We start from the raw sequence: 11,743 nt of genomic DNA, 5'->3' as shown, positions 1-11,743 counted from the left end.
ATGGTTCTTACGGCCGTCGTGGTTCCCGCAAGAACCCAAAAACTACCCCCATCTCCTCCCGATTCGATACGTTCGTCGTAAGACAAAGATCTTGCGATGGAAGTTATTTTGTTTTTCAAGCGAAAAACAGATTTTTGAGAATTGTCCTATTTAAGCGTCCTGCACTAACTCGCATAATCGTGTCCGCTACATCGATGAACGGCGCGCCCATCTCGGGCCGAAGCTGCGTCATCACAAGGGAAACGAAGGGGTAACATCATGACGCTATCCAGGAATAAAATCATTCTCGCCGCGGCGGCCGCGCTGGCGGCGAGCGTATTGCTCAGTACTTGCCGCGACCACGAACGCGACAGTACGCTCGCACAAGCGGCCGCGACCGCGCCGGAAGAACAGCACAGCGCATGGGAGCGGATCAACGACAGCGACGCGCAACGCCAAGCCGAGCTGGCGTACCGCGCCTGTGCGCGAGAAGCGGCGCTGCGCCGGATGCCCGTCAGGGAGTTTCCCGAAACCAGCGAGCGCGTGACTTATCTCAATGAACACGGCAAGCGCATCAAGCGCTCGGAGCACGTCGGCGTCGCCATCGACAACATGCAGGTCGACAACGGCTGCGCCACGCAGATCGTGCGCAGCGTCAGCATCGACGTGTTGTCGGATCACGAATACGGCGGCCTGACGCCGGATGAAACCGGCCGCACCGTCGTCGACGATTCCAGCCGGCGCGCGTTGCCCGACGGCGAAGCGCGGATGCAACTGGCCATCAGCCGCAAAGCACTACCACCCGCGAGCTGCACCTTCATGCGCGACATCGGCATACAGAGCCATTTCATGATGCTGAATTTGTGCTGGCACGAAGAAAAGCGCGCCGAAGCGACGCGCCAGGAAGAAATCCTGCTGCAGCCGAAGAAAGCTGCGCGACCCGCTGCCGCCAGCTGACACAAGCCTGGCAGCGATCGAGGCAATCCAAGGGTCGGTCCGACTTACTTGACCGCGACGCGGCCGAAGAACGGATAGCTCGGGTCGTTGTAACCCGGCGTCGATGAATGGCCCGGCGTCACCAGGCTGTCGATCAGCGCTTCTTCTTCCGCGCTGATTTTCAATTCCACCGCATCGTAATAATCTTCCATCTGCGCCAGGGTGCGCGGGCCGGCAATCACGCTGCTGATCGCTGAATTTGCCAGCACCCACGCCGTCGCAAATTGTCCCAGCTTGACGCCGCGCGCAGCACAATGCTGCTGCAGGCGCTCGGCAATGACCAGCGACTCTTCGCGGAATTCAGTTTCGAGAATGCGCTTGTCGCCGCGACCGGCGCGCGTATCTTCCGCAGGCTTCTGGCCCGGCTTGTATTTGCCGGTCAGCACGCCGCGTGCGATCGGGCTGTACGGCACCACGCCGAGGCCGTAGTTGGCGCAGGCCGGCAGGATTTCCACTTCGGGCATGCGATTCAACAGGTTGTAATACGGCTGGCACACCAGCGGCAGCGGCACATTGTTCTTTTCGCACAGACGGGCGATTTCGGCGATGCGCCAGCCACGGAAATTCGACACGCCGAAGCCGCGGATCTTGCCGGCGCGGATCAGGTCGCCCAGCGCCTGGATCGCTTCTTCCAGGTTTTCTTCGTGGTAATCGCGGTGCATGTACAGCACGTCGAGGTAATCGGTGTCGAGACGGCGCAGGATGTTGTCGGTCTCCGTCACGATCCAGTGGCGCGAATAGTGCGACTGGTTCGGCGCGCCGGTCATGGCGTTGCCGAGCTTGCTCGCCAGCACCCAGTCACCGCGCTGGCCTTGCAGCAGCTTGCCGACCATTTCTTCCGACTTGCCCTTTGAATAGACGTCGGCGGTATCGATGAAGTTGACGCCATGCTCGCGCGCCGAGGCGACGATGCTGCGCGCTTCGTCGATTGGCGTCTGGTCGCCGAACATCATGGTGCCCAGGCACAAGGCCGAGACTTTCAGGTTGCTTTTGCCGAGGCGTCGATATTGCATGGAAGTCTCCGTTGGGAAGGTGAGCCTGTAAAGGAAGATGATTCTAGCCTCTTGCCGGGAATCGCGTCGGCGACTCCTACAGCGCCGGCGCCTCTTCTTCCAGCCAGCGCCGTTTGTCGCGCAGCGGCGGCGCGCCGAACATGCGACTGTACTCGCGGCTGAATTGCGACGGACTCTCGTAACCCACGGTCTGCGACGCCGTCGCCACGCTGACGTCGTCGGCCAGCATCAGCCGGCGCGCTTCCTGCAGGCGCAGGTTCTTTTGATATTGCAGCGGACTCATCGCCGTCACCACCTTGAAATGATGATGCAGCGACGACACGCTCATGTGCACGTCGCGCGCGATGTCGTCCACGCGCAGCGGCTGCGCGAAGCTTTCCTTCATCATGCGGATGGCCTTGGCGATGCGGTTCATCTGGCTGTCCTGCAGCACGGTCTGGCGCAGCAACGCGCCCTGGCCGTTCATCAGCAGGCGATACAGGATTTCGCGCTTGACCATCGGCGCCAATATGGGAATATCGCGCGGCGTGTCCAGCAGGCGCAACAGCCGCAGCACCGCATCCAGCAGCGTGATGTCGAGACGGTTGACGAACAGGCCGCGCGACGCGTCCGAGGGAATACCCTGCGGCAGATGCTCATCGCCGATCAGCGAACCGATTTCGCGCGTGTCGAGATCGATGCGCAAACCCAGATACGGCGTCTCCGGACTGCTCATCGTCACCTTGCCCACCATCGGCAAATCCACCGACGACACCAGATAGTGCATCGGATCGTAATCATAGATGTCGTCGCCGACGAACAGACGCTTGGCGCCCTGCGCAATCACCGCGAATACCGGTTTTTGCACCGCGTGCTTGGGGCCCTGCGGATTGGTGATGCGATGCAGGAAAAAACCTTCGATGCCGGTTTCCAGCGACCCTTCGGCACCTTCGGTCAGGCGCGCAATCAGCGCGACCAATTCGCGCTGCGCCGCGCGCGCGCGCAGCCGCTCGTCGGCTTCAATGTCCTGGCATGCAGGCGCGGAAGACCCGGGCGCAGGTGCATCGGCGCTGTAGTCGATATCGGTGGGGGCGTCGTTCAGATCCATGGCGGTTCGGGCAGGGAAGGTCGAAGCAGCCAGCTTACTCCAGATTGCCGACTTGCCTGAATCTCCATCGCATCCGTCTGGAGAAATAGGCAAATAATCAGGAGAATTGGGTATCCGAGCAGGATCCGGCGATGGGATTTGCGCGAGACAAGAAGCCAGACTGCGGCGTAATGGGGCGCGGCATTGCATTTCCGCTCCTCTGCGCATGACCAGCCAGAAAGCCTCATCCTGCCTGATGTAGCGCTATCGCCTTCGGTCCTGCTCATATTTGCATAAACGCCCGCTTTTTATCGACCATTCCGTCCGCAAGACGGCTCAACGCGAGCGAAATCAAATCCGAAAACTGCAAAAAACTGCCTGATTCCCCATCAGACTGGAGAATCAGGCAAATATTCGACATCTTTCAGCAAACAGAAATTGCTGCGCTGCGCGCATAATCTCTTCACGCCAAAACATACGATTCCACACGATTCAAACTGTCGGTCGTTCCGCTTTCCGGTTCGGCCATGCACGACAGCGCTTCACCGGACCGTCGATCACCGGCGCGCACATTCGCGCTGCCGCCTCGGCTCTTCAACCTTCCAGACACCATCGACCGACGTTTTTCGCTCTTTCCGGCGGAAAGACGCGCTGCTTTCTTCATTCTGCGGCGTACGGCCTCGTCAATGTCCGGCCAACCAGGGATGCAACATGCAAGCGATCGCGCACGTAAAAACAGCGACGCGCCTGATACCGACATCAGGCGGGCCGCTGCATGGAAAACCGAATCGACTGAACTGCGTCTTAGAACACGCTTTCGGCGATGTTGTGCTGTTCGATGACGGCGCGGATGGTGTTGCTCTCCGGCTTGCTGGTGAAATGAGATTCCTTTGCGTCGGCCGCAATGCCCATCTGGCAGCCCTTTTGCAGCGGGCAGGTGGCGAACAGTTCGGCGACCCAGTCGACGAAGGCGCGCACCTTGGGCGACAAGTGGCGATTGTGCAGGTAGACCACGGAAATCGCCATCGGCACCGGCTTCCACTGCGACAGGATCTCGACCAGGCGGCCGTCTTCAAGGAACGGCTGAATCATGTACAGCGGCGCCTGGACCAGGCCGAACCCCTGCAGCGCGCAGGCGACATAAGCATCGCCGTCGTTGACCGACAACTTGCCGGCCATCTTCACTTCCCTGGCGACGCCATCGACCATGAAGTCCCAGTCGATGGTGCGGCCGGTGCGGCTGGAAAAATAATGCACCGATTTGTGATTCTGCAAATCCTCGATGGTGTGCGGCATGCCGTGGCGCTCGAAGTACGTGGGCGAGCCGCAAGTCACCGCCTGGAAGGTGCCGATGCGTCGCGCCACCATGCTCGAATCCTGCAGGTCGCCGACGCGGATCACGCAGTCGACCGCCTCCTGCACCATGTCGACCGGACGGTCGCTCATGCCCATGACCAGTTCGATGTCCGGGTACTTGGCATAGAAGTCGCACAGGTTCGGCAGCAACAGCAGCCGGCCGATCGAGGCCGGCACGTCAATGCGCAGGCGCCCCTGCGGGCCGCGCGTGACATTGCGGAACGAAGCCTCGGTCTCGTCCACCTCGGCCAGGATGCGCACGCAGCGCTCATAGTAGGCCGCGCCGTCGGGCGTCAGGCTGATGCGGCGCGTGGTGCGGTTCAGCAGGCGCACCTGCAACAAACTCTCCAGGCCCTGGACAATGGTCGTCACCGTCGTGCGCGGCAAATTGAGATTGTCGGCGGCGCGCGTGAAGCTGTTGGCGTCGACCACGGCGCTGAAGACCTGCATTGCTTGAAATCTGTCCATTCGATTCTCCATGGCAACTATTTTGCCGTTGCGTTTGTACAAATCACGTCCCGCGATTGTTTTGCAACAGCGGTAAAAGCGTGTTTTTTACTGCCAATTTGCCATCTTTTGCTGCCATTGGCGGGCTTTCTGAAGCTTATTGTCGACTATCCGAAAACATTGGAAAACCGCATCGGTATTGGTCGTGCATCGATTTACCTCAAACTAATTCGAGTATTTTACGCCTATTGTTCGAGCTCGGCGAACAGTGTTGTTGGATTTGCCTGCTTTATCCGTTCGCATGCTGTGGCGCACAATCCGCTTCAACTTAGCGAATCCGGCGTTAACCGCCGCCCAAATATCATGGAAGTCGAACAAGCTTCAACCGTCACCAACTTCACCGTCCCCGGTCCGATCGGCGCGATTCCCGTGCGCCTGTATCAACCGCAAGGCCGCGTGAAAAGCGGCGACCTGCAGGCGCTGGTGCTGTACTTCCACGGCGGCGGTTTCGTCTCCGGCGGCTTGGACGACGCCGACCTGCAAGCCCGCTACATCGCACAGCACAGCCGTGCCGTAGTGCTGTCAGTGGCCTACGCGCTGGCGCCGGCCAAGCCGTTCCCGGCCGCGCCGGAAGACGCCTACGCCGCCGCCTGCTGGGCCGTCAAGAATGCCGGCATGCTGCACATCGATCCGCACCAGATCGCCGTTGCGGGCGACGATGCCGGCGGCAACCTGGCGGCCAGCCTGACCATGATCACGCGCGATCGCTGCTCGGCGCCGTTCGTCGCGCAGGTGCTGATCAGCCCCATGCTCGATCCCAGCATGACCTTGCTGGGCGACGCCAAGCGCCTGAACTCGGACATGACCGCCGAAGCTTGCGCGCTGCGCTATCGCCAGTACCTGCCGCAGACCATGCAACGCCTGCACCCGTATGCCGCGCCGCTGGAAGCCAGCCGCCTGGCCGGATTGCCGCCGGCGTACATCGCCACGGCCGGCTGCGACGTACTGCACACCGAAGCGGAAAAATACGCCGCCTCGCTGATCCACGCCGGCGTGCATACACAGGTCGCGCGCTTCGCCGGCATCACGCACGATGCGCTGCGCAGCCATATTCCCTTGCTTAAAGAAATCGTCGAATTCCTGCGTCGTCGCTTCAGTGCTATCGCAGGCCCAACAAACCCTGCTTTCCAATTCCAACCGTCTTAATGAGGTCCATCATGTCCAGCAAAATCACATTGCGTCATCGCTACACCGTCACGGCAGCCGTGTTCGCCGTCATCGCCATCGCCGTCGCCGGCACCCTGTCCGCCATCGGCGTCGACTCCACCGCCAACGCGCAGCAAGCGCCGCAAGCCCGGCGTCGATGTCGCCGAAGTCGTCAGCAAACAGATCACCGACTGGCAGCAATATTCCGGTCGCCTCGAAGCGGTTGACCGCGTCGAGATCCGTCCGCTGGTATCCGGCACCCTCACCGCCGTGCACTTCAAGGACGGCGCGATGGTCAAGAAGGGCGACGTGCTGTTTACCATCGACCCGCGTCCTTACGCCGCTGAAGTCGCCCGCGCGCAAGCGCAACTGGCCGGCGCCGAAGCCCGTGCCGCCTACACCGCCTCGGATGTAGCGCGCGGTCAACGCCTGCTGGGCGACAACGCCATCGCCAAGCGCGACTATGAAGAAAAGCAAAACGCTTCCCGCGAAGCCGCCGCCAACGTGCAAGCCGCGCAAGCCGCTCTGCGTTCGGCCAGGCTGAACCTGGAATACACGCAAATCGTCGCACCGGTTTCCGGTCGCATGTCGCGCGCCGAAGTCACCGTCGGCAACATCGTCTCGGTCGGTTCCGCGACACCGGCACTGTCGACACTGGTGTCGATGTCGAAGATCTACGCGTCCTTCGACGTCGATGAACAGAGCTTCCTGAAGTACGTCAATCCGGCACGCGCCAAGGGCACCTCGGTCGCGGTATTCATGGGCCTGGCCAATGAAGACGCTTACTCGCGCGAAGGCAAGGTCGGTTCGATCGACAACCGTATCGACACCTCCTCCGGCACCATCCGCGTGCGCGCCGTCTTCGACAACGCCGACGGCCAGTTGCTGCCGGGCCTGTATGCGCGCATTCGCCTCGGCGGCGGCGCACCGCGGGATGCTTTGCTGGTTGATGAAAAAGCGCTCGGCACCGATCAGGACAAGCGCTTCGTGCTGGTGCTCGACAAGGACAACCACGCTACCTACCGTGAAGTCCGCGTCGGCGCCAACCAGGACGGCCTGCGTGTCATCGAAAGCGGCCTGAAGTCGGGCGAACGCGTCGTCGTCAACGGCCTCCAACGCGTCCGTCCGGGCGACACCGTAGCGCCGAACCTGGTGCCGATGGTGAAGGTTGCCGGCGCTGGCGGTACCGCACCGGCGGCCAAGGCCGATAAAAAAGCTTAACAAGATCGATCCAGAAGATCCGCATCAAATTATTAACGGGGAACTCCCATGAACATTTCTAAATTCTTTATCGACCGCCCGATTTTTGCGGGCGTGCTGTCGATACTGCTGCTGCTGGCCGGGGTGTTGGCCATGTTCCAGCTGCCCATTTCCGAATATCCGGAAGTGGTGCCGCCATCGGTCGTGGTGCGCGCGTCGTATCCGGGCGCCAATCCGAAGGTCATCGCCGAAACCGTGGCTTCGCCGCTGGAAGAGCAGATCAACGGCGTGGAAAACATGCTGTACATGCAGTCGCAGGCCAACAGCGACGGCAACCTGACCATCACGGTCAACTTCCGTCTCGGCGTCGACCCGGACAAGGCCCAGCAACTGGTGCAGAACCGTGTTGCGCAAGCCTTGCCGCGTCTGCCTGAAGACGTGCAACGTCTGGGCGTGACAACAATCAAGAGCTCGCCGACGCTGACCATGGTGGTCCACCTGATCTCGCCGGACAACCGTTACGACACCACCTACCTGCGCAACTACGCGGTGCTGAACGTGAAAGACCGTCTGGCGCGCATCCAGGGCGTCGGTGAAGTCGGCCTGTTCGGTTCAGGCAACTACTCCATGCGCGTCTGGCTGGATCCGAACAAGGTCTCGCAGCGCGGCCTGACCGCCAGCGACGTCATCAAGTCGATCCGTGAACAGAACGTGCAGGTTGCCGCCGGTGTGATCGGCGCCTCGCCCAGCTCGCCGGAAACACCGCTGCAACTGTCGGTCAACGCCCAGGGTCGCCTGAAGACCGAAGGCGAATTCCGCGACATCATCCTGAAGGCTTCGCCGGACGGCGCCACCACCCGCCTGGGTGATGTGGCCCGGGTGGAACTGGCCGCGTCCGAATACGGTCTGCGCGCGCTGCTGGACAACAAGCCTGCGGTGGCGATCCCGATCTTCCAGGCGCCTGGCGCCAATGCGCTGGACGTGTCGACGCAAGTGCGCGCCGCGATGAAGGACCTGTCGAAAGACTTCCCGTCGTCGGTCGAGTACAAGATCGTGTATGACCCGACCCAGTTCGTGCGTGCCAGTATCGAAGCCGTGGTGCATACCCTGCTCGAAGCGATTGCGCTGGTCGTGATCGTGGTGATCATCTTCCTGCAAACCTGGCGTGCCTCGATCATCCCGCTGCTGGCCGTGCCGGTGTCGATTGTCGGTACTTTCTCGCTGATGCTGGGCTTCGGTTATTCCATCAACGCACTGTCGCTGTTCGGCATGGTGCTCGCCATCGGGATTGTGGTCGACGATGCCATTGTGGTGGTGGAGAACGTCGAACGGAACATCAGCGCCGGGCTGACGCCGCGTGAAGCGACTTACCGCGCCATGCAGGAAGTGTCCGGTCCGATCATTGCGATTGCGCTGACACTGGTGGCGGTGTTCGTCCCGCTGGCCTTCATGACGGGCCTGACCGGTCAGTTCTACAAACAGTTTGCGATGACGATTGCGATTTCGACCGTGATCTCGGCATTCAATTCGCTGACACTGTCGCCAGCGCTGGCTGCCATGCTGCTCAAGGGCCACGGCGCCAAGCCGGACTGGCTGACGCGTCAGATGGACCGCTTCCTCGGTGGTTTCTTCGTCCGCTTCAACCGTTTCTTCAACCGCGCTTCCGAAGGCTACAGCAAGGGCGTGACCGGCGTGATCTCGCGCAAGGCTTCTGCGATGGGCGTGTACGCCCTGCTGCTGGCGGCCACCGTGGGCATCGCCTACATCGTGCCGGGCGGTTTCGTGCCGGGCCAGGACAAGCAATACCTGGTGGCCTTCGCGCAATTGCCTAACGGCGCGTCGATCGATCGCAGTGAAGACGTGATGCGCAAGATGAGCGACATCATGCTGAAGGAACCGGGCGTGGACAGCGCGATCGCCTTCCCTGGCTTGTCGATCAACGGCTTCACCAACAGTTCGTCCGCCGGTATCGTCTTCGTCGGCCTGAAGCCATTCGAAGAACGCAAGAGCAAGGAACTGTCGGGCACCGCCATCGCCATGTCGCTGAACAAGAAATTCGGCGGCATCAAGGAAGCCTTCACGGCCGTGTTCCCACCGCCGCCGGTGATGGGCCTGGGTACGCTGGGCGGCTTCAAGATGCAGATCGAAGATCACGGCGCGGTCGGTTACGCTGAACTCGATGCCGCGGCACAAGCCTTCATGCAGGCGGCCAAGAAAGAACCTGCACTGGGCCCGATGTTCTCGAGCTACCAAATCAACGTGCCGCAACTGGACGTCGACCTCGACCGCGTAAAAGCCAAGCAGCTCGGCATTCCCGTGACCGACGTGTTCAACACCATGCAAATCTATCTGGGTTCGCTGTACGTCAACGACTTCAACCGTTTCGGCCGCGTGTATCAGGTGCGTGCCCAGGCTGATGCGCAGTTCCGCGCCAAGGCCGACGACATCGGCCAGCTCAAGACCCGCAATGCGGCAGGCGACATGGTGCCGTTGTCTTCGGTGGTCAAGGTCAAGCAGACCTTCGGTCCTGAAATGGTGGTGCGTTACAACGGCTTCACCGCTGCCGACATCAACGGCGGCCCGGCTCCCGGCTACTCGTCGGATCAGGCCGAGAAAGCAGCTGAACGCGTTGCCAAAGCGACCCTGCCACGCGGCGTGCGCTTCGAATGGACCGACCTGACATACCAGAAGATCCTGGCAGGCAATGCCGGCGTGTGGGTGTTCCCGATCAGCGTGCTGCTGGTGTTCCTGGTGCTGGCTGCGCTGTATGAAAGCCTGACCCTGCCGCTGGCCGTGATCCTGATCGTGCCGATGAGCATCCTGGCGGCGCTGACCGGTGTCTGGCTGACCAAGGGCGACAACAACATCTTCACCCAGATCGGCCTGATGGTGCTGGTGGGTCTGTCGGCGAAGAACGCGATTCTGATCGTGGAGTTCGCCCGCGAACTGGAACTGCAAGGCAGCACCGTGATCCGTGCCGCCATCGACGCCAGCCGTCTGCGTCTGCGTCCGATCCTGATGACCTCGATCGCGTTCATCATGGGCGTGGTGCCGCTGGTGACGTCGTCGGGCGCCGGTTCGGAAATGCGCCATGCGATGGGCATCGCGGTGTTCTTCGGCATGCTGGGCGTGACGCTGTTCGGCCTGTTCCTGACACCGGTGTTCTATGTGCTGCTGCGTAGCATCGGCGGCGGCAAGAAACTGCACTCCGCACACAAGCATGAAGCGCCGCTGACTGCGGGGTCGCATGTGGACCAGCATGCTGCTCCAGCTGACTCGCACGATGGTCGTTAATCGCGGCCGATGAGCAAAGGAAAAATAACATGAACGCACTATCAATCAATAACCTCGGAGGCCTGGGCGGCAAGCTGCTCAAGCCGCTCCGGATCAGTTCCGCTCTGCTGGCGGCAATGCTGGTGCTGGCAGGCTGCTCGCTGGCGCCGACTTACGAACGTCCGGCGGTGAACACTTCGGTCGCCTACAAGGAAGCCGCCGACGAATCTGCCAACGCCAAGGCAGCTTCCGACTGGAAGACCGCGCAACCGGCGGAAGACCTGGCCCGCGGCGAATGGTGGAAGATCTTCAACGACGAAGGCCTCAACGCCCTGGAAGTCCAGGCGCTGGAAGCCAATCAGAACCTGAAGGCTGCCGCCGCCCGCCTGAGCCAGTCGCGCGCATTGCGCCAGGACGCCCGCTCCGGCCTGTTCCCGCAAGTCAACGCCGGCTTCGGCGCGACCCGTCAACGTCCGTCGCCGGCCTCACAAGGTCTGGCGCCGGACGCCAACACCACGCCGAACACCCTCTGGCGTGCACAGTTGGGCGTGTCGTATGAAGCCGACCTGTTCGGTCGCGTCGCCTCCACCGTGGATGCGGCCACCGCCGATGCACAACGCAGCGAAGCGCTGTTCCATTCGGTGCGTCTGGCGCTGCAAGCCGACGTCGCCCAGCAATACTTCCTGCTGCGCGAACTCGATGCCGAGCAAGAGCTGTACAGCGGCACCGTCGATCTGCGCACGCAATCGCTGAAGCTGGTGCAACGCCGTTTCAATGAAGGCGACATCAGCGAAGTAGACGTCGCCCGCGCCAAATCGGAACTGGCTTCCGCGCAATCGGAGTCCTTCGGCATCGCCCGTCAGCGCGCCAATGCAGAACATGCGCTGGCGATCCTGCTGGGCAAGACGCCGGCCGAGTTCGACTTCAAGCCGCAACCGCTGCAACGTTTGTCGATCACGATTCCGGCCGGCCTGCCGTCCGACCTGCTGGAACGCCGTCCCGACATCGCCGCTGCCGAACGTGCCATGGCGGCTGCCAATGCCCGTGTCGGCGTAGCCCGTTCGGCCTGGTTCCCGCGTCTGGATCTGACCGGCGGTCTCGGTTATGAATCGGCCAAGCTGGGCGACCTGTTCAACTGGTCCAGCCGCACCTTCCTGCTGGGTCCGCTGGTGGGCACTGCGCTGACCTTGCCGATCTTCGACGGCGG

General features: G+C 61.7%; 8 protein-coding genes and 1 pseudogene. 5 read left to right on the top strand and 4 right to left on the bottom strand.

Going from position 1 to position 11,743, the window contains the following annotated elements; translation table 11 throughout:
* The first annotated feature begins 258 nt into the window (after nt 1–258).
* On the top strand, nt 259–936 hold the full coding sequence (locus HLUSI_RS0112090) for a hypothetical protein (RefSeq protein WP_016834222.1): 678 nt from the start codon (nt 259–261) through the stop codon (nt 934–936).
* A 44-nt stretch (nt 937–980) separates the two neighbouring features.
* Here the strand turns inward: HLUSI_RS0112090 and HLUSI_RS0112085 are convergent, their stop codons facing one another.
* The 4 genes from HLUSI_RS0112085 to HLUSI_RS0112070 all read right to left on the bottom strand — a co-directional run bounded on the left by HLUSI_RS0112085 (nt 981) and on the right by HLUSI_RS0112070 (nt 4,878).
* Nucleotides 981–1,988, bottom strand: a complete 1,008-nt coding sequence (locus HLUSI_RS0112085; RefSeq protein ID WP_016834221.1) for an aldo/keto reductase — start codon at nt 1,986–1,988, stop codon at nt 981–983.
* A 76-nt stretch (nt 1,989–2,064) separates the two neighbouring features.
* Nucleotides 2,065–3,075, bottom strand: coding sequence for an AraC family transcriptional regulator (locus HLUSI_RS0112080; RefSeq protein ID WP_016834220.1), 1,011 nt, complete (start codon nt 3,073–3,075; stop codon nt 2,065–2,067).
* 442 nt (nt 3,076–3,517) lie between these two features.
* Complete coding sequence (locus tag HLUSI_RS32640) at nt 3,518–3,718, bottom strand: hypothetical protein (protein ID WP_157137840.1); 201 nt, start codon at nt 3,716–3,718, stop codon at nt 3,518–3,520.
* A gap of 140 nt (nt 3,719–3,858) precedes the next feature.
* On the bottom strand, nt 3,859–4,878 hold the full coding sequence (locus tag HLUSI_RS0112070) for a LysR family transcriptional regulator (protein ID WP_029363435.1): 1,020 nt from the start codon (nt 4,876–4,878) through the stop codon (nt 3,859–3,861).
* Between the two features lie 342 nt (nt 4,879–5,220).
* On the opposite strand from HLUSI_RS0112070, the gene HLUSI_RS28320 reads away from it, so the two are divergent.
* The 4 genes and pseudogenes from HLUSI_RS28320 to HLUSI_RS0112050 all read left to right on the top strand — a co-directional run.
* Complete coding sequence (locus HLUSI_RS28320; RefSeq protein WP_016834217.1) at nt 5,221–6,063, top strand: alpha/beta hydrolase; 843 nt, start codon at nt 5,221–5,223, stop codon at nt 6,061–6,063.
* Nucleotides 6,064–6,074: 11 nt separating this feature from the next.
* Nucleotides 6,075–7,284, top strand: a pseudogene (locus tag HLUSI_RS28315) (efflux RND transporter periplasmic adaptor subunit).
* Nucleotides 7,285–7,332: 48 nt separating this feature from the next.
* Nucleotides 7,333–10,557 (top strand): efflux RND transporter permease subunit, encoded by a 3,225-nt coding sequence (locus HLUSI_RS0112055; protein WP_016834214.1) that lies wholly within the window; start codon nt 7,333–7,335, stop codon nt 10,555–10,557.
* Nucleotides 10,558–10,586: 29 nt separating this feature from the next.
* Nucleotides 10,587–11,743 (top strand): efflux transporter outer membrane subunit (locus HLUSI_RS0112050; RefSeq protein ID WP_016834213.1); only part of this gene is annotated, 1,157 nt, incomplete at its 3' end.

This window comes from Herbaspirillum lusitanum P6-12 (assembly GCF_000256565.1).
Taxonomy (GTDB): Bacteria; Pseudomonadota; Gammaproteobacteria; order Burkholderiales; family Burkholderiaceae_D; genus Herbaspirillum; species Herbaspirillum lusitanum.
This window is presented reverse-complemented; position numbering and strand designations above follow the sequence as displayed.